The organism is Occallatibacter sp., from assembly GCF_049802275.1.
Taxonomy (GTDB): Bacteria; Acidobacteriota; Terriglobia; order Terriglobales; family Acidobacteriaceae; genus Telmatobacter.
The window spans coordinates 15,790-41,911 of the sequence record NZ_JBARMD010000735.1; the positions used below are offsets into that span (position 1 = coordinate 15,790).

General features: G+C 58.6%; 24 protein-coding genes. 12 read left to right on the forward strand and 12 right to left on the reverse strand.

Going from position 1 to position 26,122, the window contains the following annotated elements; all coding sequences use genetic code 11:
- The first annotated feature begins 22 nt into the window (after positions 1 to 22).
- The gene (locus WA354_RS24675; protein ID WP_472815683.1) at positions 23 to 1,537 is read left to right on the forward strand and encodes a glycoside hydrolase family 32 protein; all 1,515 of its coding nucleotides are present in this window, start codon (positions 23 to 25) and stop codon (positions 1,535 to 1,537) included.
- Between the two features lie 29 nt (positions 1,538 to 1,566).
- Positions 1,567 to 2,400, forward strand: a complete 834-nt coding sequence (locus WA354_RS24680) for an ATP-binding cassette domain-containing protein (RefSeq protein ID WP_472815684.1) — start codon at positions 1,567 to 1,569, stop codon at positions 2,398 to 2,400.
- Between the two features lie 21 nt (positions 2,401 to 2,421).
- On the opposite strand, the gene WA354_RS24685 is transcribed toward WA354_RS24680, so the two are convergent.
- Complete coding sequence (locus WA354_RS24685; protein WP_472815685.1) at positions 2,422 to 3,219, reverse strand: FKBP-type peptidyl-prolyl cis-trans isomerase; 798 nt, start codon at positions 3,217 to 3,219, stop codon at positions 2,422 to 2,424.
- A gap of 121 nt (positions 3,220 to 3,340) precedes the next feature.
- Here WA354_RS24685 and WA354_RS24690 point away from each other — a divergent pair, with 121 nt between their 5' ends.
- On the forward strand, positions 3,341 to 4,141 hold the full coding sequence (locus tag WA354_RS24690; RefSeq protein ID WP_472815686.1) for a sulfite exporter TauE/SafE family protein: 801 nt from the start codon (positions 3,341 to 3,343) through the stop codon (positions 4,139 to 4,141).
- A gap of 18 nt (positions 4,142 to 4,159) precedes the next feature.
- Here WA354_RS24690 and WA354_RS24695 read toward each other — a convergent pair whose 3' ends face one another.
- The 5 genes from WA354_RS24695 to WA354_RS24715 all read right to left on the reverse strand — a co-directional run bounded on the left by WA354_RS24695 (position 4,160) and on the right by WA354_RS24715 (position 8,760).
- Complete coding sequence (locus tag WA354_RS24695; RefSeq protein WP_472815687.1) at positions 4,160 to 5,521, reverse strand: transcription antitermination factor NusB; 1,362 nt, start codon at positions 5,519 to 5,521, stop codon at positions 4,160 to 4,162.
- A gap of 4 nt (positions 5,522 to 5,525) precedes the next feature.
- Positions 5,526 to 6,461: a methionyl-tRNA formyltransferase gene (gene fmt, locus WA354_RS24700; protein WP_472815688.1), complete on the reverse strand. Its 936-nt coding sequence runs from the start codon at positions 6,459 to 6,461 to the stop codon at positions 5,526 to 5,528.
- A gap of 4 nt (positions 6,462 to 6,465) precedes the next feature.
- The gene (gene def / locus WA354_RS24705; protein ID WP_472815689.1) at positions 6,466 to 6,975 is read right to left on the reverse strand and encodes a peptide deformylase; all 510 of its coding nucleotides are present in this window, start codon (positions 6,973 to 6,975) and stop codon (positions 6,466 to 6,468) included.
- An 8-nt stretch (positions 6,976 to 6,983) separates the two neighbouring features.
- The gene (gene aroC / locus WA354_RS24710) at positions 6,984 to 8,162 is read right to left on the reverse strand and encodes a chorismate synthase (protein ID WP_472815690.1); all 1,179 of its coding nucleotides are present in this window, start codon (positions 8,160 to 8,162) and stop codon (positions 6,984 to 6,986) included.
- Between the two features lie 76 nt (positions 8,163 to 8,238).
- Positions 8,239 to 8,760, reverse strand: coding sequence for a tetratricopeptide repeat protein (locus WA354_RS24715; RefSeq protein ID WP_472815691.1), 522 nt, complete (start codon positions 8,758 to 8,760; stop codon positions 8,239 to 8,241).
- On the opposite strand from WA354_RS24715, the gene WA354_RS24720 reads away from it, so the two are divergent.
- Complete coding sequence (locus WA354_RS24720) at positions 8,759 to 9,217, forward strand: EVE domain-containing protein (protein ID WP_472815692.1); 459 nt, start codon at positions 8,759 to 8,761, stop codon at positions 9,215 to 9,217. The two genes, WA354_RS24715 and WA354_RS24720, sit on opposite strands and share 2 nt — an antisense overlap.
- Here WA354_RS24720 and WA354_RS24725 read toward each other — a convergent pair.
- Complete coding sequence (locus WA354_RS24725) at positions 9,209 to 10,225, reverse strand: 3'-5' exoribonuclease YhaM family protein (RefSeq protein WP_472815693.1); 1,017 nt, start codon at positions 10,223 to 10,225, stop codon at positions 9,209 to 9,211. The genes WA354_RS24720 and WA354_RS24725 overlap by 9 nt on opposite strands.
- A gap of 62 nt (positions 10,226 to 10,287) precedes the next feature.
- Here WA354_RS24725 and WA354_RS24730 point away from each other — a divergent pair, with 62 nt between their 5' ends.
- A complete protein-coding gene (locus tag WA354_RS24730) occupies positions 10,288 to 10,764 on the forward strand; it encodes a GNAT family N-acetyltransferase (protein WP_472815694.1) in 477 nt (158 codons plus the stop codon).
- 113 nt (positions 10,765 to 10,877) lie between these two features.
- Here the strand turns inward: WA354_RS24730 and WA354_RS24735 are convergent, their stop codons facing one another.
- A complete protein-coding gene (locus tag WA354_RS24735; protein WP_472815695.1) occupies positions 10,878 to 12,617 on the reverse strand; it encodes a peptidylprolyl isomerase in 1,740 nt (579 codons plus the stop codon).
- A 290-nt stretch (positions 12,618 to 12,907) separates the two neighbouring features.
- Between WA354_RS24735 and WA354_RS24740 the strand changes: the two genes are divergently transcribed.
- Together WA354_RS24740 and WA354_RS24745 are read left to right on the forward strand one after the other, a co-directional pair.
- Complete coding sequence (locus tag WA354_RS24740; RefSeq protein WP_472815696.1) at positions 12,908 to 14,530, forward strand: S41 family peptidase; 1,623 nt, start codon at positions 12,908 to 12,910, stop codon at positions 14,528 to 14,530.
- A gap of 122 nt (positions 14,531 to 14,652) precedes the next feature.
- Entirely contained in the window at positions 14,653 to 15,231 is a 579-nt protein-coding gene (locus WA354_RS24745) for a rubrerythrin family protein (RefSeq protein ID WP_472815697.1), read from the forward strand.
- A gap of 6 nt (positions 15,232 to 15,237) precedes the next feature.
- Here WA354_RS24745 and WA354_RS24750 read toward each other — a convergent pair whose 3' ends face one another.
- Complete coding sequence (locus WA354_RS24750) at positions 15,238 to 15,786, reverse strand: DUF1572 domain-containing protein (protein WP_472815698.1); 549 nt, start codon at positions 15,784 to 15,786, stop codon at positions 15,238 to 15,240.
- 178 nt (positions 15,787 to 15,964) lie between these two features.
- On the opposite strand from WA354_RS24750, the gene WA354_RS24755 reads away from it, so the two are divergent.
- The gene (locus WA354_RS24755; protein WP_472815699.1) at positions 15,965 to 16,579 is read left to right on the forward strand and encodes a nuclear transport factor 2 family protein; all 615 of its coding nucleotides are present in this window, start codon (positions 15,965 to 15,967) and stop codon (positions 16,577 to 16,579) included.
- A gap of 39 nt (positions 16,580 to 16,618) precedes the next feature.
- Here the strand turns inward: WA354_RS24755 and WA354_RS24760 are convergent, their stop codons facing one another.
- Both WA354_RS24760 and WA354_RS24765 read right to left on the reverse strand, forming a co-directional pair.
- Positions 16,619 to 17,689 (reverse strand): isoaspartyl peptidase/L-asparaginase family protein, encoded by a 1,071-nt coding sequence (locus tag WA354_RS24760; RefSeq protein WP_472815700.1) that lies wholly within the window; start codon positions 17,687 to 17,689, stop codon positions 16,619 to 16,621.
- A gap of 135 nt (positions 17,690 to 17,824) precedes the next feature.
- A complete protein-coding gene (locus tag WA354_RS24765) occupies positions 17,825 to 21,106 on the reverse strand; it encodes a TonB-dependent receptor (RefSeq protein ID WP_472815701.1) in 3,282 nt (1,093 codons plus the stop codon).
- 413 nt (positions 21,107 to 21,519) lie between these two features.
- Here WA354_RS24765 and WA354_RS24770 point away from each other — a divergent pair, with 413 nt between their 5' ends.
- From WA354_RS24770 to WA354_RS24780, 3 genes are all read left to right on the forward strand, one after another.
- Positions 21,520 to 22,578 carry a purine nucleoside permease gene (locus WA354_RS24770; protein ID WP_472815702.1) on the forward strand — a complete coding sequence of 353 codons (1,059 nt, stop codon included), beginning with the start codon at positions 21,520 to 21,522 and terminating at the stop codon, positions 22,576 to 22,578.
- Between the two features lie 125 nt (positions 22,579 to 22,703).
- Positions 22,704 to 23,117, forward strand: a complete 414-nt coding sequence (locus tag WA354_RS24775) for a methyltransferase family protein (RefSeq protein WP_472815703.1) — start codon at positions 22,704 to 22,706, stop codon at positions 23,115 to 23,117.
- Positions 23,118 to 23,190: 73 nt separating this feature from the next.
- Positions 23,191 to 23,919 carry an MIP/aquaporin family protein gene (locus tag WA354_RS24780; RefSeq protein WP_472815704.1) on the forward strand — a complete coding sequence of 243 codons (729 nt, stop codon included), beginning with the start codon at positions 23,191 to 23,193 and terminating at the stop codon, positions 23,917 to 23,919.
- 174 nt (positions 23,920 to 24,093) lie between these two features.
- Here WA354_RS24780 and WA354_RS24785 read toward each other — a convergent pair whose 3' ends face one another.
- On the reverse strand, positions 24,094 to 25,104 hold the full coding sequence (locus tag WA354_RS24785; RefSeq protein ID WP_472815705.1) for a zinc-binding alcohol dehydrogenase family protein: 1,011 nt from the start codon (positions 25,102 to 25,104) through the stop codon (positions 24,094 to 24,096).
- A gap of 129 nt (positions 25,105 to 25,233) precedes the next feature.
- Here WA354_RS24785 and WA354_RS24790 point away from each other — a divergent pair.
- Positions 25,234 to 26,122 (forward strand): UxaA family hydrolase (locus tag WA354_RS24790; protein WP_472815706.1); only part of this gene is annotated, 889 nt, incomplete at its 3' end.

A 26,122-nucleotide genomic window follows, 5' to 3' on the forward strand; every position in this document is an offset into this window, starting at 1 on the left:
GCTTGGGAGTTCTGTCCTGCGCATGAAGCGTGATCGTCGAGTTTTCCTGAAGTCGCTTGTCTGTGGAACAGCGAGCGGCCTGCTGCTGGGTCAGCCCCGACTAGCCCGGAGTGTCACACCTTCGGATGCAGACCTTGCTCACGATCCTCTTCGCCCCGAATATCATCTCCTTCCTCCACACAATTGGATGAACGACCCCAACGGCCCCATCTGGTGGAAGGGACAATACCACCTCTTCTATCAGCTCAATCCGCACGCGGCCGTCTGGGGCGACATGCATTGGGGCCACGCCACGAGCCCTGACATGGTGCACTGGCATCATCAGCCCATCGCTCTTGCGCCGACTCCCGGAGGCCCCGACAGCGAGGGTTGCTTCAGCGGATCTGCCGTCATCTTCGAAGGTAAGCCCACGTTTATCTACACTGGAGTGCAGAATGCCCCGCCAGCGGAAACAACCCTGCACGATGGCAATGACAAGCTCCGCGAAACGCAATTGCTGGCCACCGCCGAAGACGATGACCTGCTGCACTGGAAGAAGCTTCCAACGCCGATCATCGCCACTCCGCCGCAGGGTATGTATGTAACTGGCTTTCGTGACCCATGTGTGTGGCAGGAAGGCGACAATTGGTATCTTGGCATAGGTTCCGGTGAGCGCGGTATCGGCGGCTGCGTCTTGCTTTACCGCTCCCGCGATCTGCACCACTGGGAGTATCTGCACAAGCTGGTCCAGGGCAAGCCCAACGGCAAGGTCGCCGTGAATCCCTGCGACAGCGGCGAAATGTGGGAGTGCCCCGACGTCTTTGCCGTAAATGGCCGTCACTGCCTGCTCTACTCCACTGAAGACAAGGTCTTCTGGACGACTGGCGAATACGATACGCGCCACCATCGCTACATTCCCATGCGCACCGGCGTTCTCGATCACGGCGCCTACTACGCACCGAAGAGTTTCCTTGCCCCCGACGGCCGCCGCATTCTCTGGGGGTGGATCCGCGAGACGCGTCCAGAACCCCAATTCGCCGCTGCCGGATGGTCCGGCGCCATGGCTCTTCCGCGCGTGCTAACGGTGAATGATGAAGGCCAGCTCGAAATCGAGCCCGCCATCGAAATTGAAAAACTGCGCGGCGCCGAGGAGACTTCGATGCTGCCGGCCGGCACTTCTCACAAGCAGACCCTGGCGACACTCCGCAGAGAGATTCACATCCCACTTGGCGATGCAAAACCAAAGATCTCTGTCCGTCTGCTGACCAATGGCAACAGCGTGTGGGAACTCGTCGTCGACACTCCCGCCAGTCTTGCGACCTGTGCCAGCACCACTTTTGCATTGCCGCCCCAACTCAAACCCGATGCCTCGGTCCGCATCGTCATCGATGGATCGGTGATCGAGTCGTTCATCGCCGACCGTGAAGCACTCACCAGCCGCGTGTACAACGTGTCGCCCGGTTCAACCGACCTGCAGATCGAATTAGTAAAAGGGCAAACTCTCAAAGTCAGGCAGTGGCCGCTCGCGGCGATTTCACCGGACCGCATGACCACTTAGCTGAACCCACACACAACGCCGCAGCGCCCATGTACCATTTCTGCATGGCGCTGGTTCAAGTCGACGCGGTCTCCAAAAGCTATCCCCGCCGCGCAGGTCTCCGCACAGAGCTGCGCACAGTGGTCGAGGATGTCTCGTTCGACATCCTCGCAGGCGAGACGCTCGGCCTCGTCGGTGAGTCTGGTTCAGGCAAAACCACCGTCGCGCGCATGATTCTCGGCCTCGTGGAACCGAGCAGCGGATCGATCCTCATCGAGGGCATCAATATTGCGCAGGCCTCGCGGCCTCAGATGAAGGACCTGCGCCGCCAGATGCAGCCCGTATTTCAGGACCCCTATGCCGCGCTGAATCCGCGCATGAAAGTGTTCGACATCATTACTGAACCTTGGGCAATTCACGGCATCGAAGCTCTAAACACCGCCCATCGTTATCACAATCCCAAGACGCTCCTGCGCATGCGTGCGAGCGAACTTCTCCGCGAAGTCGGTCTCGATGATTCAGCGCTGGGTCGTCATCCGCACGAGTTCTCCGGTGGTCAGCGCCAGCGCATCAACATCGCGCGCGCCCTGGCGTTGCGGCCGAAGTTGCTCATCCTCGATGAGCCCGTCTCAGCGCTCGACGTAAGCGTTGGCGCACAAATCATCAACCTTTTGCGCTCGCTGCAACACGATCACGGCCTCACCTATCTTTTCATTTCGCATTCGATGCCCCTGGTCCGCTATCTCAGCACGCGCATCGCGGTGATGGAACACGGCCGTCTCATCGAGATTGGCGAAGCCGAATCGCTCTGCGCGAATCCGCGCGAAGCTTACACTCAGAAACTGCTCGCTGCCACACCGGAACTGCCCACGGGCGTAGCCTGATACTCCAAGTACCGTGTCCCGTCAATTCGATTGCGGTTTGTCCGCAGGTGGATTGGCGGGCTGCGTCGTTCTAGCAGGAGGCGCCGCCGAAGGCTTTGCCGGCGATGCCGTCGCTGGATTTGCCGGCGACGCGGGCGTACCCGGCGTTCCCTGCGTCAAAGGATGCGGCATCATCCGCAACGGCTGGCCGTTCGGGCCGGTCCCCATTCCAGGTCGCGCCTGCGGCGTCGGCATGTCGCTCTGATCCACAAGCTCGATATCAAAAATCAAGTCCGCCTTGGGCGGGATCCCCGGATTATCCGCATTCGGTCCCGGCCGTCCGCGCGAACCATACGCAAGTTGCCACGGAATAAACAAACGACGTTTGCCGCCGACCTTCATCCCGTCAAAGCCCTGGTCGAAACCGGCGATGACCCGCCCGAAGCCCTGCGGAAAGCTGATCGGCTCCCCTTCGTTCATCTTGGGTTTCCCATCGGCATCGAGCTCGGGCTTGCCGTCTTGACCAATCACCGGAGTCTTATGGTCGTGCGACGAATCGAACTTGTGACCATCAGATGCCAGCCAACCCGTGTAATGGACCTTATATATTTTGTTAGGCTCCGCTTCTGCTCCCGTACCAATATGAATGTCCTGATAACGCAGGCTGAATGCCGTCTTCACAATCCCGCGAACTGGCGGGACGCCGGGCGGCAGCTTTACACCGCCGGCCGATGTACCCGGCTTGGCTGCGGTCTTGGGAACTGCGGGTTTGATGGGGGCCTGCGCAAGACAAGCGACAGTGGCCGCCGCGATAAAAAAGCTCAAAATGAATTGTTTCATTGCGAAAGAGGGCTCCGATTTGTTCTCATCGGGAGTGTAACAGGCCTCCGTTCCCCTCCTTGAGCTGCCTGAAATCCCGAAATCTTATGGGGGCTTTATGGCCCTCTCGTTAGAGTGGCACATGGCCGAAACATTATTTCGACTCCTTAATCTTTCCTGGCTCCCTGCCGGCTCCTTTCTCGCCGGTGTTCTGAATTCGATTGCAGGTGGCGGATCATTTCTGTCGCTTCCCGCTCTTTTCGCCAGCTCGGCTGCACTCGGCGTCGGCGCTGTAGAAGTGCAGGCTACCAACACCGTAGCTTTATGGCCCGGCCAGTTGACCGGCCTTATCGCCTTCCGCAAGGAACTCCGCGAGTACCGCTGGGAACTGCTCCCTCTAGCCATTTCGTCCGGACTCGGCGGATGGCTTGGTGGCTTTCTTCTACTTAGAACCGGAAACCGGATGTTCCGCGAATTGCTGCCATGGCTATTGCTTTTTGCTGCGGTCATGTTTGTGCTCAGCTTTCCACTCGGCCGCTGGTTGCGGACCCTCTCCGGAGGCAAGCGGCACAGCAAGATGCTCATCGTGGGCATGGTCATCGTCAGCGTCTATGTCGGCTATTTCGGCGCCGGCGGCGGCTTCCTTGTCATGGCGCTGTTTGGCTTGTGCGGCGTTCACGACATCCACGAGATGAATGCGCTGAAGGTGCTGACTGCTGTCATTTCCATTGGCATCCCCGCCGTGTCGTTCATCCTTGCCGGACGCGTAGAGTGGCGCTTCTGCCTGGAGATGGCGATTCTCGCAGCACTCGGCGGCTACCTCGGCGCGCATTATAGCCGCCTTATCAACCAGGCCATCATGCGCAGGACTGTCGCCGCCATCGGATTCATGACTGCGGGGTATTTCTTCGTGCAAAACTACGCCGTACACCCGCTGCGCTGATTCGCACGCGTCCCAGAGTCAGAACTCGTTGCACAGAGGCTTTTCATTCTTCTCAATCATCGCCACAAAAAAGCCGTCGCATTCGAACAACCCTGGTAACAGCCGCAAACTGCCCTCCGCAGTGATGCCGCGAAGCAGGTTCTCCGCGCTTGAAGCGGAGAGAATGCCCTCGCTACGAAGCTCCTCAATCCTTGACTTCAGCGAGACGAGCCGCGCATCTATGTTCTGCGAAAGCACGGCTGCGATCACCTGCTCATTCTCCTCCGGCTCAAGCGAACACGTCGAATAAACGACATGCCCGCCAGGCCGAAGAGCACGCAACGCTGCACGAAGAATGGCGCGCTGCCGTTCTGCCTGCCGGTCCAGATCCGACAGCTGCAGCCGGTGCCGAATCTCAGGATTTCGACCCAAAGTTCCTGTGCCACTGCAAGGCACATCCGCCAGCACCACGTCATATGCCTCGTCATCTTCCAGCGCGACGGCATCGGCCAGGCGGCATTCAACACGACTGCCCAGCCCTGCCAGGCGCTCACGCAGTTGTGCAAGGCGCTGCGGGCTCGACTCGCAGGCAACGATATGTGCTTCCGGATTCCGTTCCGCAAGAATCAGCGTCTTTCCGCCGGGAGCGGCGCAGCAATCCAGAATCGTGTCGCCACGCGGCAAGATCTCCGCCACTAGTTGCGATCCCTCATCCTGAAGACGAACCCGGCCGGCGCGGAATGCCTCGCTTCCGGTCACGTCGCCCGAGATAACCTGGCGAGCCGAGTTCAGCAATCGTCCAGGAGACAAACTCACGCCTTCGGCCGCAAGGTCCGCTTCAATCTCGCCATCAACCGCGCGTATTGTGAGGTGCGGCTCGCACTGCCCGTACCGACAAATCCCGCACGCAGCCTCTTCGCCGTAGTTCGCACTCCACCGCTCGACCATCCCCGCGGGAAATCCCCGCCGCCCGTCTGCCTCTTCCGGCGTTGGTCGCGCCTGCTCCGAATGCGATGCAGCCAGCTTGCGCAACACTGCATTCACCATGCCCGATGCAAAGCGGTGACCGGCCTGCTTCGTAATCTCGACGCTCTCATCGATCGCCGCATGCGCGGGTATCCGATGCATGAGCAGCAACTGAAATGCGCCCAGCCGCAACGCAATCAGAACCTCAGCATCGAGCTTCGCGTTTGGATGCTTGAGCAGCGGGCGAATGCGCCCGTCGAGGTCAATCTGCCAGCGCAAAACCCCGAGCACCAGAGCCGTCGTTAGGTGGCGGTCTGCCTCAGAGAGAGCAGAGACATTTTTGCTGCGTAGCAGATCGTCAGAATGACCTTTGCCCTCCTCGATAGTTTTCAGGATCGCAAAGGCGACCCGGCGCGCCGGTGAGACAGCACTCATGGCCTTAACCAAGACGAATTCCGGAATGCAGTGCCGCGCCCCGCAGAAAGTCTGAGGCGGCCATGCGCTTCTTGCCTTCCATCTGCAACTCGGTGATCTCAATCCAGGTATTCTGCGCACACGCAACCTGCAACCGGTGATCGGTGAGGTCAACCGCGCCCGGATCACCCTTAGCTCTCTCTGCAGCCACCAGCATTTGATGCGCAATGAGCTTCTTGCCTTCGAGGGTTGTATACGCTCCCGGCCAAGGCTGAAACCCGCGCCAGCGGTTCCAAAGTTCCGTCGCCGTGCGGGCCGCAAAGTCCATTCGCCCATCCTCCCGATCCAGAATCGGCGCAAGCGTCGCGCGTGTATGATCCTGCGGCTTCGGCTTGATCGTACCGGCGTTGAGGCCGGCGAGCGTTTCAACCACAAGGGGAGCACCATCCTGCGCCAGAACGTCGAAGAGATCCGCCGCTGTCTGTTTCGGGCTGACCGGAATCTCGCGCTGCAGCAGAATCGGCCCGGTGTCGAGACCCTCCTCAAGCAGCATTGTCGTGTTTCCCGTAACAGTTTCGCCCATCGCCACCGCCCATTGGATCGGCGCTGCTCCGCGATACTTCGGCAGCAGTGACGCATGCAGATTGATGCAGCCGAGCCGTGGCAGCGCCAGCATCCACGGCGGAATAATGCGACCGTACGCCACCACCACAATCGCGTCCGGCGAAATCGCTTCCAGCCGCTCACGGAACTCTGCGTTGTTTTTGATCTTCTCGGGCTGCGTGACTTCTAGCCCGGCGGCCAGCGCGGTTTCCTTTACCGGTGGCGCCGTGAGTTGCTGCGTGCGGCCCACGGGACGATCGGGCTGCGAGATCACCAGCGCGATCTCATGTTTCGCCGCGATAAGCGCTTCCAGCGTCGGTACGGCAAAGCGCGGAGTCCCGCAAAATACCAGTCTCACGGCCTTACCAGGTGCCTTCGCGTTGCATCTTGCGGATCTTGCGCAGCACCAGGTCGCGCTTGAGCGAACTCATGCGAAAGATAAACAGCATGCCGTCGAGGTGATCGATCTCGTGTTGAAACGCGCGCGACAACAATTCCTCGCCATCCATTTCGAACCACTTGCCCTTCAAATCCTGTGCGCGGATGCGAACCTTCGCGGCACGCTGCACCTTCTCACGAATCTCGGGAAAGCTGAGGCAACCCTCCTCCTCGTATTGCTTCCCTTCGCGAAAAATAACTTCGGGGTTCACGAGCACAAGCTTTTGCGCCGGGTCCTTTCCCATGCTGAGATCAACCACCGTCACGCGCTTCGCCACCGCGACCTGCGGCGCCGCCAGGCCAATGCCCTGCGAGGCATACATCGTCTCGAACATGTCGTCGACCAGCTTTTTCAATTCGGCATCGAATTCGGTGACCGGTTCACCTGGCTGTGAGAGCACCGGCTCCGGGTATTTCACAATCTTCAAAATCATGTCTGCTACTAATAGCTCCGTATCTGTTCGATGTATCCCTGAAAATTTCGTTTCATCTCGGCGGCAGAGTCGCCCCCAAACTTCTGCTGTGCAAGACCTGCAACCGTAATCGCGACCATCGCCTCGGCTGCGACTCCCGCCGCCGGCACAACGCAAATATCGCTCCGCTCATAACTTGCGCTCGTGGCCTCGCGCGTGTCAAAACGAACCGATTCCAGAGGCCGTCGCAGCGTCGAAATCGGCTTTAGATAGCCGCGTACAACAATGTCTTCGCCGTTGGAAACGCCACCTTCCACGCCTCCTGCATTGTTCCGCTCACGAGTAAACCGTGTCGGCTTGCCGGTGTCTTCTGTCGCGTAGTGAATAGCGTCGTGCACAGTCGATCCGAACGATTCAGCCGCCGTAACCCCGCGCCCGATCTCAACTGCCTTCACCGCCTGCAGGCTCATCACCGACCAGGCCAGCAGTCCGTCAAGCCTCTCATCCCAATTGGCGTAGGTACCCAGTCCCGCCGGTGCGCCATGCACTACCACTTCAAACACCCCGCCCACCGTGTCGCCTGTCCGCGACGCGTGCTCAACCTCTTCCTTCATCCGCGCTTCGGTCGCTGCGTCCACGCAGCTCAGGACAATCTCCGGTCGCTCGGCAACGGCAGCAATCTCATCCCACGTGGCCATGCGCTCAAGCTCCACGCGGCCTACGCGAATCACGTGGCTGCTTACCTCGATGCCCAGGTACCGCAGCAACAGCTTGGCAAAGGCTCCGCCGGCCACCCGCGCAGTCGACTCACGCGCCGAGGCCCGCTCCAGCACATAGCGCGCATCGGGAAAGTCATACTTCAAGGCCCCGGCAAGATCGGCGTGCCCCGGTCGTGGCGACTCAACGGGCTGATGCTTCGCAGGGTCACCCGTTTCCACCGGCAGCTTCTCTTCCCAGTTCCTCCAATCGCGATTCACGATCTCGATAGCAACGGGAGAACCAATCGTCTTTCCATGCCGCACCCCGGAGAGAATATGAGCCTTATCCGTCTCGATCTTCATGCGCCCGCCGCGGCCGTAGCCCTGCTGGCGACGCCAAAGCTCGCGATTAATGAAATCAAGGTCGACCGGCAACCCGGCAGGCAGCCCGGAGACGAGCGCAATCAGGGCCTCTCCATGCGACTCGCCCGCTGTTGAAAATCGGATCATGTTCCTTTGATTGTAATGGAACGAATGCCGGACCATCCGAGCCAATGCCGGGCCTATGAGCAACCGATAAAACAGGTTAATCGGCGATAAGTAATCCGATCCGTCTGTCCGATTCCGATACCCCAGCCGGGATGCCGGTCAGTTCGTAAAGATCCCTGGCTTCCCGCCACAGGCTCAAGGCTTCCTTGCGGTCCCCAACATCCTCCTTGAGCAGCGCAAATCCGCGAATCGCATTCGCAAGATCGAGAGGTGGCGTGTCTTTCTGCCTGCGGTAGATTTCAAGCGACTCGACATACAACACTTCAGCCTCGTCCAACCTCTTTTGCTCGCGCAGGAGATCCGCCGCGTGCCGAATCGTATTTTTTAGCGGATTGCCAAGACTGCGATAGATCTCCCCGGCTTGGCGGTAGTGTTCCTGCGAAGATTCCTGGTCACGCAGGTTACGTTCGACGTAAGCAAGCTCCTCAAAGAGCGTTGCACGCATATTCAAGGACTCCGTCAGGCCCCTCCGGAACAGCTCCGCCGCTTCTTCTAGGCGACGTTCCTTCTTCGCCGTGCGAGCCTGGTCAAGGAGCGATTTTGGAGTTTCAGAAACCATGCGGAAAAGCTACCATATCTCCGGCAATCCAATTCGGAGTTCCCTCACCCCGGTCCCCTCGCTTACGATGAAGCGCATGGCCTACTTCCTCTTCAAGACCGAGCCCGGCGTCTACTCCTTCGATGACTTTCTTCGGGACAAGGAGACAAACTGGGATGGCGTCACTAACCCGACCGCCGTCAAAAACCTCCGCGAGATGAAGCCAGGAACGAAATGGATCTTCTACCACACTGGCGACGAGCGCACGGCAGTCGGAACCGGCTCCGTCGTCAGCGTTGACGCCAGTGATCCCAAGGTCCCCGTTGTGCTCGTAAAGGCTGGCCAGCGTCTCAAGCATCCCAAAACGCTCGATGAGATCAAAGCCGACCCCGTCTTCGCCGATTCTCCTCTCGTCAAGATCGGGAGACTCTCCGTCGTGCCGCTTACAGAGAAGCAGTGGGACTGGTTCCTAAAATAAGGTTCCGGTTTCCGGCTTGGCGTCGGCCTTCAGCCACTCCCGCGTGTTCAGCATCTGCCTCTGATCCAGAGCCCAGATCCTGCCGGTCAGTTCGTCGGCACCCTTGCCCTCGCGCGTCGACTTCTCGAATTCGCTGGCAACCGCCTGCATCTTGGCATCGAGATCGTCGATAAAGTTCAACACCAGCGCCTCGGGAATCATCGGCAGCTTGGGCGAACCAAACTCCAGCTTCCCGTGGTGCGACAGAATCAGGTGCAGCACTAGCGTCTTGAGCCGCGGCGGGAAATCAGGCAGCTTGTCGATGGTGTTCTCCACAAGTTCCATTCCCATCTGGATGTGCCCAAGCAGCGTACCTTCCACGGTGTATTCAAACCCTATCTCCCACGCCAGTTCGCGAACCTTGCCGATATCGTGCAGCACAACGCCAGTCAGCAAAAGGTCACGATGCAGAATCGGATAATGCGGCGCCACACGATCGGCCAGCGTCAGCAGGCTGACAACGTGTTCCAGCAGACCTCCAAGCCACGCATGATGAAGTTGCTTGGCGGCGGGCGCCTCGCGATACGCCTGGGCTAGACCCGAATCAGCAAGCAGAGTACTTAGCAACAGCTTCAGTTGCGGATCGGTAAAGCTCTCCACGAACCCCATGAGTTTCCGCCAGAGCTCATCTACGTCGCACGTGGTGCACGGCAGCATCTCACTCTTCTCGATTTCGCCGGCCAAAGCTTTCCGCAAATGCTCAACCTTCATCTGCAGCCGATCGTCGAACCGTGCAACAGAGCCGCGAACTTTGACGATGTCTCCCCGTTCAAAGTCCTTCGCAATGCGCGAGTCACCCGGATCCCAGACGCGCGCCTCAACCTGCCCCGTCTTGTCGCCCACGATCAAATTCAAATATGGCTTGTTGGTCCTTGTAGTCCGCTGCTGCTTGTGCAACACCAGGAAGAACGCATCGAAAATCCGGCTCTCTTCGAAGGCCGACAGATCTGCAATATAGATATCCTTCATGCTGCGGGAAAGCATACAGTAACGGGCAAAGAGCAACAAAGTCCGCTTCGATGGGTGACAATATGAGAAGTGCGATCGACCTCGAAAACTCGCTGAATCCCGATCTCATCATTCGCCCCATCGAGCCGCGTGATGCTGCAGAAGTTTGCGGTCTCATTCAGCAACTCGGCTACGACCGCCCGCAAGACCAGGTTGCACTCTGGATCGAGTCACTCGCGAATCGTGCCGGACAGCAAACAGCATTTGTCGCGTGCGTTGCCGGTGGAGTAGTCGGATGGATCGAGATCTCAATCGAGCACCGGCTCCAATCCTCCCCTTATTCACTGATCGGCGGATTGGTAGTGAAAGAAGGATTTCGCGGTCAACAGATTGGTTTCAGGCTGTGCGAACGGGCCGAAACCTGGAGTTGGGAACACGGCATTCCCAGGGTGCGCGTCACTTCACGCAATTCGCGGACGGATGCACATCGCTTTTATCTGCGTCATGGCTATCAATCGACCAAGGTTTCGCAGGTTTTTGAAAAGAACCGACCCGCATAGGCCCGATCCACTCTGTACGTGTTGCATTCGCAAAACTTTAGCAGTAGCCGCAAAAATAAATCGGGCCTGAGACATGGTCTCAGGCCCGATCGGTGTTGCTGCACGGCCAGCAGTTACTGCGGCGGGGTCGCAGGTACGCCTGGCTGCGGCGGCGCCGGTGTGGTTCCGTTGGGAGCCTGCTGCTGCGGTGCATTCCCCAATGGCTTTTCGCCCGTATCTTCAGTTCCATCGGGCTTCTTCTTGTCGCTCAGACGGGTCTTGTCGCCGGTTGTAGTGGCCTTCTTCTTCTTTTTGCTCGACGTCTCATTCCCACCCAGTCCCAGCGCACTAGACTGCGCCTGTCGATCCGCCACTTCGGCCGCATCCGCCGGTGCCGGCGCCTCGGGATCGAGTTGCGGCCCTTTCGACTTAGGCGCCTTTGGCAGCTTGGCGCGATCGCTGTATCGCGTCTTCTTCTCTGGCGCCGTTTGATGCTCGAGAGGGTTGTCCGGCTCATTGGCGCTTGCCGCAACCTGGTCTCCCGCTCCCGCATCTTCGGTCTGGCTCGAAGGAGCTTGCGGTAAGGTCTCCTGCGGAGCTTTGCCGAAGCGGATCTTCTCTTTCTTGCCCGGCTTCATCGCAGCCTGATTCGTCTTAGTGCTGGCCGTTGCAGTACTTGCAGGCGCTGTCGACGTTGCGGTCGACTGGCCGGCAGCGGCCGGGGCAGACTTCTGCCGGAACGTGTGCGTGGTCTCCCGGAAGCGGGTGCGCTCCACTTTTCGTTTCTTCTTGGCTACGGGCGGCGTGTACGCGCTGAAAGTGATGCTCGGATGCTTTTCGGCAGCCGTCGCCGCACTATCCTCGTATCCCGGCTTGATATAGATGGCCGCCTCGTCCCGCAATTCCCCAAGGTATTGGCGCATGGCTGGACCGGCTTTGGCCTCAAAGTAGTTTTGCTCAACATCGTTTTCTACGTCTTTAAACTGCGGCACGCCACCTGGGACATGCTGAATGACCTTCAGAATCACGAATCCCTGCTTGGTCCGAATCGGCTCTGTTACCTCTCCGGTCTTGAGTCCAAAGGTCTTCTGTTCAAAAAGAGGATCCAGCTGGCCCTTCTTGTACTGGCCCAGATCCCCACCTGCTGCCGCCGTTGTGCCCTCGCTGAAGCTACGCGCCAGTTGGCTAAAATCGCCCCCTGCATGGATCCGCGCTTCAATATCGTCGGCCTTGGCCTTGGCCGCGGCAAGCTTTTCTGGATCATCGGGTTGGGAGCCGGTGGAGATCAGGATTTCGCCCAGTTTTACGCTCTCCGGCTGCGCATAATCCTGCTTGTGCGCCTCAAAATACCGTTGAACTTCGCCTGGGGTTGGCGCAATCTTGCGGCCCACCTGGTCGCGCATCACTTCCTGGGTAATGATCTGGTTCCGGATATTGGCCTTGAAGTCCTCAAACGATACCCCTTGCTCTTTGGCTGCCTTTTCCAGATCTTCCATCGTCGCGAGGTTGTACTGCTTACGGATCTCGTTGAGCCGATTCACCAATTCGGTTTCGCCTGTTATGCCCAGTTCCTTGCCCTTGGCCAGCCAAAGCTGCTGATCGATCAGGTTGCGCAGCAACTCCTTGTGGGACTCGGATATCTCCTGCATCGTCGCGCCCCGCTGACGCATCTCCTGGTCCAACTCGGATTGCGCGCGCTCGTAGTCGGACTTGGTGATGATCTGGTCATCAACCCGGGCGATGATCTCCTCTACCGTGGTTCCACCGTAAGGACTTGCGGGAGTTGAGGGTCGGGCTTGCGCTAGCGCAAAGCCGGTAAGCAGAACTGCGGAGAGCGAAACCGCTCCGGGGATAAGAAGGATTTTTGGATTCATAATTTCGCACACAAATGATGGTCAGCGGACTCCATCATAGGCATAGACGCCATTGTAAATGGCTGGGCAGCAAATCCGCCGCAAGATGACCCGTTCCTTGGTTTCGGCAGAAAAAAAGAAGGAATTCTCCCTGGTCGAATGGATCCTCCGAACCTTAATCAAAGGTGACGAGCTACCCGAAGAGAGCTCAAGATCGTCAAACAAGCCAGTGCTATACTTTAGCCCAGACTGGCCCACGAGGTCCCTCGTAGGCGCCTGGTGCAGTTGCACTCCGGAGGTTCCTTCCACCTATGACTCCCCCCGCCCGCAGGGCAATTTTCAGCCTCATCGTTTTTTTTGCCGTGTGCGCGGTTGCCGGCACGTTTTTGCAGCGCAGGGTGGGAGCCCAGTCGTCGCAGGATGAAAGCCAGATTCGCGACAGCCTGAAGTCGTTCACCGACGTCTACGCCATTGTGGAACAGAACTACGCCGAGCCCATTCAGGGTGACAAGGCCGATACCGCAATCTACGACGGCGCTATCCCTGGAATGCTGCGCGTACTTGATCCGCATTCAAACTTTTACGATCCCAAAGCCTACGCCAAGATGCGCGAAGACCAGCGCGGCCACTACTACGGCGTCGGCATGGTGATCCAGCAACAGAACAACAAGGTCTACGTCATTACGCCCTACGAGGGAACGCCCTCATTCCGTGCAGGCCTCCGCCCCGGCGACATCATCTCCGCCATCGACGGTAAATCCACCGACGGCATGACCTCCGATATCGTGGCCAAGAATCTGAAGGGACCCAAGGGCACGCACGTGCAGGTTTCCGTTATCCGCGAAGGTCAATCGAAGCCGCTCACTTTCGATCTCATCCGCGATGAAATTCCGCACCCCTCCGTCGATCTGAAATACGAAATTCGTCCGGGCATTGGCTACATCCACCTTACCCAGTTCCAGGAAACCACCGCCCAGGAAGTGAATGAGGCCATCGACAGCTTCCCCAACCTGAAAGGGCTGGTGTTTGATCTTCGCGGCAATCCTGGCGGCCTGCTCAGCCAGGCAGTCGAGGTGTGCGACCATCTGCTGGCCAAGGGCCAGACCATCGTCTCCCAGCGGGGACGCGCTTATCCCGACCAGAACTACACCGCCACCCACGGCAACGACGGCAAGACCTTCCCGATCGTCGTTCTTGTGAACCGCAATACAGCTTCGGCTGCGGAGATCGTCTCCGGAGCGCTGCAGGATCACGACCGCGCACTCATCGTCGGCGAAACCACCTTCGGCAAAGGCCTGGTACAAACGGTGTATAACCTGAGCGAGAATACCGGGCTCGCACTCACCACCTACCACTACTACACGCCTTCCGGCCGCCTGATTCAGCGCAACTACTCTGGCGTTTCGCTCTACGACTACTACTACAACCATGCCGGGGCGAGCGCGCCTAACTCGAGCAATCGCGAAGTGAAAATGACCGATTCTGGCCGTACTGTCTACGGCGGTGGCGGCATCACCCCCGACGAAAAGATTGAAAGCCCCAAGAGCAACAACTTTCAGAACGAACTCGGCCCGTATGAACGAAACGCTTTCTTTCACTTCGCTCCACACTATCTGTCCAATCACACCGTGGACAAAACCTTCCAGGTCGACGATGCCGTCCTGAACGACTTTAAGCAGTACCTCACAAGTCAGGACATCCCCTTTACCGAAAAGGAACTCAACGACAACATGGACTGGTTGAAGATCAACATCAAGGAAGAAATAACGAAGAGCCAATTCGGTCAGCTTCAGGCTCTTCGCGTTATGGCAGACTGGGATCCGATGATTCAAAAGTCGCTAACCTTCCTGCCCGAAGCACAGGCCCTTGAAGACACGGCCCACAAGGTGCTCGCCCAGAAAGCCGAAGCCCGTAGCGGCGCCACGGCACAGTAACCTCCTGTTCCGTTTCGAAGACCAAAGGGCCGTCCCTCGGGATGGCCCTTTCGCTTGTAGCGCTCATCACAGCGTCACCGCGACGCGGCTCTTACGCTTGACTGAGTTCTGGGGGCGAAAGAATGTCTGAATCAGTCGCAGAAAAGTCTGCAACGATTGCGAACCTGCTCGCGGCATACGAAGGCGAGTCAAACGCTCACGCCAAGTACCTGGTTTTCTCTGCTAAAGCCGATGTTGAAGGCTGGCATGGCGCAGCAAGTCTCTTCCGCGCCGCCTCACGGGCTGAGCAGATCCATGCCGCCAATCATGCACGCGTCCTCAAGCAGTTGGGCGGAGACGCTCGTTGTGAAATCCACTCTGTTCATGTTAAGTCGACCCTTGAAAACCTGAAGGATGCGATGGCCGGTGAACAGTATGAGATCGACACCATGTACCCAGGCTTCATCGCGGAAGCCGCGGCAACTGAAGTCGCTAGCGCCAAGCGTTCATTCTTCTGGGCCATGGAAGCTGAAAAGACACACGCCCGGCTTTATCAGGAAGCAATCGGATTGGTAGAGAAAGGCCTCAGAGACTCCTGGGTGGGTACGGCTTGTAGTTTCTATGTCTGCGCAGCCTGCGGATACACCAGCATGACCGAAGAAGAACAGGCTCGCTGCCCCGTCTGCAATCTCGCATCCGACAAATTCGAGGTGATCCGCTAAACGGCCTCATCTCTGGCTGACCTCACCCGTCGCCACCTTACGATTGAACTCCGCCGACTTGTTTCGCGGAACGCTGAGCGTTTGCCACTTGTCGCCGGCGAAGTGTTTCGCCAGAAAAACAATCTGTCCCACGTGCATCGGATAGTGCGCCAATTGCCGGTTGATCGCCTGCATCACTGAGTGGGCTTCGCCGCGAATCGTCACAGTGCGACCCAAGTCCGCATCCGTCAGCGGTTCGATGGCGACGAATACGCAGGCCCAGCCATCATCCCATTCGCGCATCAACGCCTCGCGCGTCGACGGCGGATCCACAAACTCGCTGTCGCGGTTGCGGCTCGGTTTTTCCCCGTCTGTGGTCAGAAAATCCGTCCACCTCGATCGCATGTTGCCCGTGAGGTGCTTCGCGATGATCGCAATTGAATTCGACTCATCATCAAACGAGGCAAAAAGTTGCTCATCGGTAACCTGCTGCATGGCTCGCTCGCCGAGCGTCTTGTACTGCCGAAAAATGGCCAGCGCATCTTCAAGGTACGAGGTGGTGAATTCCAGTGCCATAGAGAAAGTGTAGTTGAGTTTTCGATCTCCGGCGGAAAAGGAAACTGACGTGACGCATCATTGCGGTGGAGCTCGTGTTACGGTTTATGGCAACTGCTCGAAGGGTTTGTGAACACTTTTAAGTTCCCGCATTGATCAGTGCGCGCACTGAACTCTCGCAGCGCATGGAGGACGAACGATGTTTCTCCGTAACAAGATTTTCTTGGCCCTAACGGTCGTGCTGGTCGGCGCTCTCGGGTTTGCATCTGGTTTTGTTGCCTGTCTACATTCGAAGAGCACTTCTCCAGCTTCGTTACGGGAGCAAAGTCTTGCTCAGCCGGGAAGCGCACCGCCAGTTTTACGGGCTGCCGTTCTAGACAAGCTACGGGTATTGCAGCGGGGGTACAGTCTGCGTGACGTGAGTCGAGCTGCTTCTCTGGCACAGGAGCTGTTTCCAGCGGACGGCGATGTCCTGATGCTGGGTACCGAAGGGGGCAAAGAAGAGTGGGTGCGCGGTGCCTCGAATGATGTTGGCTTCATCACAGCCGATTGGCAAAACTGGGGAGACGTCCGCCTCGATGTGGAGCACGCAATCGTATGGTCGTCGGGAGATGTGGCATGGGTGGCCACTATCGGCGAGGTTCGTTGGCAAAAAAGAGAACGGCCACTGCGCTGCACCGCAATTCTCACGCGGGAGCAAAAGGGATGGGTCTTTCGGCAGATGCACTTCCAATGGGATGACAACGATCCCGTGAAAGGAGATCTGCTCCGCCCAGACACGTATGTGCGGCTTCTCTCCGGGATTCGCCGCTAACTTCTTTAGCGGGTTCGCAACTGGGCCTCCGCGCACACCTCAAGGCTCGTCGCGATAAATCCCCATCTGCACCTGGCCGCCTTCCGCCAGCCGAGCGCGAAACATTCCCGGCGTGTTGAAACTCCACGCCAGCTGCCCATCCGGAGTAATCGCAATCACTCCGCCATCGCCGTGCAGGGCTTCCAGTTCCTTGTGAATCACCTGATCCACCGCGTCCTGCAATTTCATTCCTTTGAAGAAGACGAGGTTGCAGACCTCGCGCGCCACACCCAGTCGGATGAAATACTCGCCCGTACCCGTGCCCGACACCGCACACGACTGGTTCGATGCATATGTACCCGCTCCAATAATCGGCGAATCGCCGATGCGCCCCGGCATTTTGCCCTGCATGCCGCCCGTCGATGTACCCGCTGCGATATTCCCCTGCCTGTCCAGCGCCACCACACCTGTGGTTCCGTAGCGGTGCATATCCGGCGCCTCATCATATTCGGCCACGGGCACCGTCGAACTCTCAGGCGGAACACCCGCAGGCCGCGGCGGAATCGGCTTGCCTTCCCTCTTCAGTTGCTTCACCAGCCCCTGCCACCGGCTCTCCGTAAAGAAGTAGCTCGGCGGTTCCATCTCCAACCCTACGCTCTCCGCAAATGCATCCGCGCCCGGCCCCGCGATCATCACGTGCGGCGACTTCTCCATCACCGCCCGCGCCGCGCTGATAGGGTGACGCGGCCGCGTAACACCGGCGACCGCCCCCGCCTTCAGGTTGGAGCCGTCCATAATGGAAGAGTCCATCTCATTCTTCCCTTCACGCGTAAACACCGCTCCCTTGCCGGCGTTGAAGAGCGGATCATCCTCAAAGACATGGATCGCAGCCTCTACGGCATCCATCGCCGACCCGCCCCTGTCCAAAACCGACGCCCCCGCATGAATCGCCCGATCGAGTCCGGCTCGATATGCCTTGTCGCCATCCGGACCCAGCGCCGATTTTTCAATGACGCCCGCGCCACCATGCACCACAATCGCCCAATGATGCTGCGGCTGCTGCGCAACAGAAACTGCGCTCACTGCGCCCATCAATGCCATCATCACAACAAGAGAGACCGACCTCTGCATTCTCTTCACCTCGTCGACGTCCTGGCTTCATTTCCGTTTCATGCCGCAGAGCCATCCTATTCTGCCCGCCTCCTTCGCTCAAAGAAAAAGGGCACGGCGGAACTCCCGCCATGCCCTCGTCTTAATCGAGCCGAATTAGAAGAACAGCTTCGCCGATACCTGCAGTTGGCGCGGCCCGTACAGCAGGTTATTCGTTCCCGTCATAACGCCAAACGCACCGGCATGAGTAGATGCAACGAACGGCACGATGCACCCTGCAAACTGCGACCCGCTCTGCACTGTTGCGGTTGGGCAGGCGCCGCTCGTACCCGTGGGAGCGAGCTGCGTCGAGTAGGCCGTATTCACGCTGGAGATGATCGTGTGGTTCATCAGGTTGAATGCCTCCCCAATGAATTGCATTGACACTCTCTCGTGAATCGGGACATCGCGCGTGATACGGAAATCAATGTTCCGCACACCCGGTCCCGGCTGGCTGTTGCGCTGAATCTGCGGAGGCCGGCCAGTGGTTGCCGCACCCGATGAAGAACTCATCGCCCCTCCGTAGATGTTGCCATCCGCGGCTGCCGGAGTGCTCTTGATCACTGAGGCTGGGCTGTTCATCGAAGCCACGATGGGGAAGCCAGTGGACTCCGTCGCGGTTCCGGAGAACGTGAAGCCGTCGATCCCATACTTCATGAACTTGTTGTCCAGCATGATCGCCGGCTTGTAAAGAAGAGTTCCCACAAACCGCTCGCGCATGTTGATATCCGCCCGGCCATACTCGCCTTTGAGATTGTTCGGGTCGAGCACCGGGTTTCCGCCGTAGAACGTACCGTAGGCTCCCTGTACCTGGTCGTCATCCAAAGCCTTCGCCCACGTGTAGTTCACCAGCACTTCAAGCCCGTTCTGGAACGGGCGCCGTACCGTTACCGCCATGCTGTTGTACCAGGAGTTGGCAACGCTGAATCCGGCATTGATGGATGTAAGCGTCGGATCGATTCGATCGGTCGCAAGGTAATAGGGGACAGTCACCAGCTTCGTCGTCCCATTGGGCTGGGTGACATTGAAGGAGCGCACTCCATGCGGGGTTTGGCCGACAAGATTCGCATCCAGGAACACCGGAAGGCGCAGCGCACGCGATCCAACGTACCCGACCGAGAGCGACATCTTGCCCGGCAGTTCCTGTTCAATCGCCAGGTTGTACTCATGTGTCAGCGGCGGAACAAAATTGGGAGATAGCCCATGGAAGCTGGCCGAGGCCGATGCGTTCACGCCCGTAACCGTTGGCGCCGTGCCTCCCGATGGGAACAGGGCGCTGGAGAGCGCCGGTCCTGGCGGAAGAAAGGGCACATTGGGGAATTGAAGTGCGGCCGGTTTCGTGCAGGTAGCATTGCAACCGTTGTAGTTGTAGTTGATCTGGTATTCGCCGTTCTCAACTCTCATCGCGTAATACGTGCTTCCCTGGTTTAATCCAGTGAATATTCCGTACCCTCCGCGAACAACCGTGCCCGGATTGGGGCTCCAGGCGAACCCCAAACGCGGCTGTACGCGATTCGCCACGTTCTTGATGGTGGTGTTGTACTCCGCCGCCAGCGCGGACGACGTGTTGGGAATGGCCGGGCTGGGAGTCAACTGCAGATCGTACCGTACTCCGAGGTTCAGGGTGAGCCTCTGGTTCACCTTCCACGTGTCCTCGACGAAACCGTCATACATCTTCATCCAGAAGTCATCGGCGCCGGCCTTTCCGCTGGCGACCGAATTCTGCTTGTCGATCGTCTGCACAAAGGTGTTGTAATGCGAACCCGCGAACGGATCCGTGTCTCCCGGCTGACCGGCAAAGGCGTCCACAACCCAGTTCTGAAATTCCTGCGTGACGTTTCCGGAGTAGCCGTAGATGCCACCGCCCTGGAAGAGGTTAATCATGACCTCGTGGACAATGTTGACGTCACCGCCGAATTTGATCGTGTGCCGGCCATAGACCTTGTTGAAGACGTCCGTGATCTGGTAGCGATGCTCGTCCGGCTCGGCCGTGCGCGGAAGAGCGTTCGGCATGCCATAGATCTCGGCACCCATGCTGATACTGGGACCTGAGGAATATGCTCCCGCAGTCTCAAGGTCGCGGCCCCACTGGAAGCGCAGATCATTCACGGCTGTGTTGGTGAGCGTAGACGTCCAATGGGCAATCAGGAACCGCTCGTGATAGCTCGTGGGGGCGTTGGTGCTGGGCGATGTGTTTGAGTAGGTTGGGTTGGGCGCATACCCGTAGCTTTGATCGAAATCGGCCCAGTTGAAGTTGGCGTAGATCAGATTCTTCGAATTGAGCTGATAATCGATGCGCGGGAAAACTAGCGTCTCCTTGGCGAAACGACCAGGTGCGGCCTGAAGGCCGAGCAGGAAAGCGATGCCGGAAGTGCACTGTGCAGAGGTAATGGTGGCAGGACACTGCGTGGGCGAGACGATCGTGCTGGAATTGAAGGCGCCTGTTGGCGTCTGCGTCACAGTGTTTGTCTCGTAGTAGAGGGCGCGACCAGCGCGACGAAAATTGTCGGAGGTCACGAAGTAGAAGAGCTTCTCCTTGATAATGGGGCCGCCCACGCTGCCACCGAACCCTTGTTGCTGGTGAACCGGCTGCGTCAGCAGAAATGGATTGCCGTGATTGTACAGGGCCGACCATTTGCTGATCGGATCCAGCGCGTTCAAATCGGGATAGCGAAGGGAGTAAAACAAATCGCCATGCAAGGTGTCCGTCCCGTTCTTCGTGATCGCGTTCACCTGCCCGCCGGCCGCCTGTCCGAATTCAGCGGAATAGTTTGAAGCCTCGGTCTGGAACTCCTTGATCGCATCGAGGCTATAGACAAACGGCGCACCCGAAGAGCGGCCGCGCGCCTCGCTGAACAGCATTTGGTTGTTGTTGGCGCCATCGACATAGTTCTGGTTGTACAGGCCGCTTATGCCATGGAAACTGACCAGGCCACTGCCTCCGTCCTGCACCACATTTGGAGTCAACAAAACAAAGTCGCTCCAGTTGCGTCCGTTGACGGGCAGGTTCTGAATAATCGATTGGTCAACGACTTGAGAAACTTCGGTCTGTTCGACGTTCAAAAGTGGAGTCTCACCTGAAACCTCAACAGTCGTCGTGCTTGATTGCACCTTCAAGCTAAGATCGATCGTCAGGGTCTGACCGACAAGGAGCGTCAGGTTCTTGGCAATCATAGAACCGAAATTGCTTGCAGTTGCATTCACTGTATAGTGCCCAGGCTGCAGAAACGGAGCCACGTATAATCCAGAATCGTTCGTGTGGTAGCTGTGGGCTACTCCCGTATCAACATTTGTGACGATGACCGCCACCCCTGGGATCACCGCCTGGCTGGCATCGGTGACGGTGCCCGTTATCGTACCGGCGCCAGCTGTCTGCGCAGCCAAAGGACGAATCATCATTGCGAACATCGAAAGACAGATCAGTAAGACGTAGATAAATCTAGGGCTCTTCCTGCAAGTCGAGTGACTGGGGATCATTGGGTCTGGTCTCCTTCAAATTGATGATGCGAAAGATGAATCGTATTTCAGCTTCAGTAGAGTTCACTGTTTACAAGCTGCTGCCGTTGCTCGAATGAGCGGGTGAGGAGTTCGCGAAGCCGGCACTCTTTACCGTGGTTCGCGTTCAAGTCAACGACGTCCGTTTTGTTATGCATCCGCCTGGGCCGCCGGCACAGGTCCAGTGGAAAGGATTTGCGATAGGGTGCTGCACTTGATTTTATCTCAGGTCTATTTCGGATTGTCCGAGAATTCTCGATGAATCTCGGCATTTGGAACGTCTCGCCGAAGCGAAAGCCCATTGCTAGTATCGAGACATGCTCTGTGCTTTCAGCAAGTTTTTGGGGATCGCGGCAATCCTCGCGTTATTTACCTTGCCTCTCGGGGCGGCACCGCGCCGCATTCCGGTCAAGGTCGTTGTCGTTGCCATGTTCGAAATCGGACAGGATACCGGGGATCAGCCCGGCGAGTTGCAATATTGGGTCGAACGCGATCACCTCGACAAAATCTACCCCTTGCCTGCCGGCTATCATGCCGCACGTATGAACTCAAGCGGCGAAATGGCCATCCTCACGGGCCAGGGCACGGCCCATGCTGCAGCCACCATCATGGCGCTGGGCCTCGATCCGCGATTCGACTTCAGCCATGCGTACTGGCTCATTGCAGGTATTGCCGGCGGCAGCCCTAACCGAATCTCGCTCGGTTCGGCCGCATGGGCCCGCTGGGTTGTCGACGGCGACCTTGGCTACGAAATCGATCCTCGCGAAATGCCGCAGGACTGGACCACGGGCTACGTGCCTTTGCGCAAGGCACGCCCATTTGAGCCCCCCTCCACCCCGCTCGATGGCCAGGTCTACGAGCTCAACGCCGGACTCGCGCAATGGGCCTACAACCTCACCAGCAATACTCCGCTTGCCGATCCTGATGCACTCAAGGAGATTCGCTCTCACTTCGATGGCGATGCCGCCCAGCGTCCTCCCTATGTCAGCATAGGCGACGAGATCTCCTCATCGACCTACTGGCACGGTAAACTCTCTGACGCCTGGGCCAGCGAGTGGGTCAGTTACTTTACCGCCGGCAAGGGCCAGTTCGCAACCACGGCGATGGAGGACACCGGCACCCTGCAGTCCCTGATGTACCTCGCCCAGGCCGGCCGCGTAGACCGTCAGCGCATCCTCGTTTTGCGCACCGTCAGCAACTTCGACCAGCAACCACGCGGTATGACCGCCGCCGACAGTCTTGCCCGTCAGCGTATTGGGGCCTACAGTGCCTACCTCCCCTCACTCGAAGCCGCTTACACCGTCGGCCACGCGGTTGTGAATGAGCTCCTGACCAATTGGTCAAGCCACATGAACAAAATCCCGGGTACACAGTAGTTCTTCAAGAGGAGATTCTCGATCAACATCTCCGACCGAATCGTTCGGAGGGCTGCCTCTTGGCGAGCGACGGCCAAACAGTGCAGAATGCTTGCGTCCCTCGAATCCAAAAGCAAAGGACGCCCGTGAAACTAAACCTGGTCACACTTGCCATCCTCCTCATCTTCGCGGTGCTCTTTATCCGCCAGGCTGCGGGGCTTCCATGGACCACCGAACATATCGTCGGGATGGCCATCGCAGCCCCCTCCTTCCTACTGCTCATCGTTGCCCGCATTCAGCTGGGCGGTGCCTTCAGCGTGCGCGCCAAGGCTTCCAGCCTCGTAACCACCGGCCTCTATTCACGCATTCGCAATCCGATTTATGTCTTTGGAACGCTGCTTGTCGCAGGGATCGTCATCTGGATCGATAGACCCTGGTTCTTGCTGTTCTTGGTCATTCTCATCCCGATGCAAATCCTCCGCAGTCGAAAAGAAGCGCAGGCGCTTGAGGATAAGTTCGGTCCTGCCTATCAGGAGTACAAACAAAACACCTGGTTTTGATTTCTCTTGGAGCTGCGTTGCGCGGCCCGGCCTTTATCTGCGACACTCAAGCCACTTTTTCAGGAAAGGTTCTATGCACTCTGCTTGGTTCGGCGAATTCATGGGCACCCTTGTTCTCATCCTGCTTGGCAATGGCGTCAATGCCGGCGTCACACTTCGCAAATCCTACGCGGCAGATGCCGGATGGATAGTGGTCGCCACCGGCTGGGCCATTGCCGTGCTCTGCGGAGTGCTGACGGCCCAGGCTTTCGGCAGCCCCGGCGCCAATCTAAATCCCGCCATCACGCTGTCCACTGCAATCTCCAACGGCGACTACTCGCACCTGCTCTCCCTCTGGTCGGCACAGATGCTGGGCGCCATCTGCGGCGCTACGCTGATGGCACTACACTATGCACCCCATTGGTCAATCACTCCCGACCCGGCAGCCAAACTCGGAGTCTTCTGCACCAATGGTGCCGTCCATCATCCCATCTCCAACTTCGTCGGCGAAGTCATCGGCACCATGGTCCTCGTCGTCGTCGCCGGCGCAATCTTCTCTCACGGCGTCTCCAACAGCGGTCCCGCCGCCGGCATGGGGCAGTGGCTAGTAGGCAGCCTGGTGTGGGGTATCGGCCTTTCGCTAGGTGGAACCACCGGATATGCCATCAATCCCGCGCGCGACCTCGGTCCGCGCCTCGCTCACGCCTTGCTACCTATCCCCGGCAAAGGCGGTTCCAACTGGAGCTACGCGGCCATCCCTGTGTTCGGTCCGCTGACAGGTGGCGTTCTCGCAGGCATGCTCCTGCATTTCGCCAAGCTGTAGCCCACTCCCAGAATTCACCACAAATTCAGCGTTGTCATTCTGAGTGAAAGTGGCCCCGAACGTACCAGGGGCCCTAAAGAGCGATCAGCTGTTTGGGGTAGGTTCGGGGGTGGTGAGGGAAGAATCTGCTTCATGCACTTCCGATTCATGCCGCTAACTTCTGGAAAAACCACACTAGCTCACCTCGATCATAATCTTGGTGAACTGCGCCGGATCATGACTCCACGCGTCCAGGATCGCCGGCGTTTCATCGAACGGCACCATGTGCGTCACGGCAGCATCCACCGGGAAACGCTTCGCCTCGAGCATCCTGATCACCTCGCGAAAATCCTCCGGCACAGCATTGCGCGAACCCATGATGTCAAGTTCCTTGTGCACAAACTGCCGTGTCTCGTAGGCAACCTCTTCCTTCGCCCACCCGATGTACACCACTCGGCCTGCATACGCCACCTCTTCTACTGCGGCACGATATGTCGCAGGCAAACCGATCGCCTCAATCACCACATCCGGGCCACGCCTATCCGTCAACTCCATCAGCCGCTCATGCACATCGCTCGTCTTCGAATTGATGCCCGCGGAAGCGCCCGCCTTCCGCGCCGTCTCCAGCTTGTGGTCGTCCACATCGACGCCGATCACGCGCGCCCCTCGAAATGCTGCGCCCGCCACCACTCCCAGCCCCACGCCGCCACAACCAAACACGGCCACCGTGTCTTTCGCGGTCACGCGCCCGCGCCCAACCGCATGAAAGCCCACTGTCAGCGGCTCAACCAGGCACAACTCTTTGAGCGTGAGGTTCGCCTTGTACAGCTTCGTCGCCGGAACCGCGATCAACTCCGTCAACGCCCCGTCCCGCTGCACGCCTAGAGTCTGGTTCTCGCGACACGCATTCGGCCGGCCGCGCTGGCATGCAGCGCAGTGCCCACAAGCGGCATAGGGTAGCACCGTGACCACCGCCCCCGCCTCCCACTCGCCATGCGTCCCCGAATCCAGGACCGTCGCAGAAATCTCATGCCCAGGAATGCGCGGATAGCTCACCAGCGGATTTCTGCCGCGATACGAATTCAAATCGCTTCCGCATAAACCAACCCGGCGCACCTGCAGCAGCACTTCGTCTTCACCAATCCGCGGCTCTCCAACCTCTTTCACCACCGCCCGTCCCGGCGCTTCCAGCACAATCGACTTCATATCAACATCCTCTGATCGCATTTCCTGCGAACCCTCGATGATAGCCGATAGCTATCCAGCCATCCGACCACAAGCGATATCCTTTCGAAAGACAAAAAGTTCGCTCGTCCGCCTTGAGGAACCGCCCACATGCCCGACACCGCTCTTCAAATCGATCCCCGCGATAACGTCCTTGTAGCCCTGGTTCCGCTCGCAGCGGGAACAACAGTTCCCTTCGCGCAAAGTTCCTGTCCCGTCACCGAGAACATTCCTGCGAAGCACAAACTCGCTCTCGTCGACTTGAAGCCCGGCGACCTCATCACGATGTATGGCATGGTTGTGGGCGAAGCAACCCAACCCATCGCCCGCGGCGGGCTGCTCTCCACGCGTAACGTCCGTCATCGCACCGGCGGATACACGGCGCAACGCCACCCCGCTTCTTTCACGCTTCCCCATGCCTCCTCGTGGTCGGGACGCAGCTTCATGGGCTATCACCGCGCCGACGGCCAGGTTGGCACACGCAACTACTGGCTCGTGCTCCCCCTCGTCTTCTGTGAGAACCGCAACGTCGACCGCATGCGAGAAGCTTTGGAAGAAGAACTCGGCTACGGCAGCTCGCATAACAGCTATCGCCCCCTGGTCCGGCAGCTTGTCGCAAAGACATCCGGCGGCGACGGCGTCGCGCGCGAGTCGTCAACGCGAGCCGACCGCGTCTTCCCCAACATCGATGGCGTCCGCTTCCTCACCCACCAGGGAGGCTGCGGCGGAACGCGCCAGGATGCGCAGGCGCTCTGTGGATTGCTCGCCGGCTACATCCACCATCCCAACGTCGCCGGCGCAACGGTGCTCAGCCTCGGCTGTCAAAATGCACAGTCCAGCATGCTCATGGACGAGCTTCGCGCCCGCGATCCCAAACTGACCAAGCCCGTCCTCTTCTTCGATCAGCAGCGCTCCGGCCGCGAGACCGTTCTCATGACCGGCGCCGTCGAGCAGACATTCGCGGGCCTTGTCGAAGCCAATCGCGTCACGCGCGCGCCCG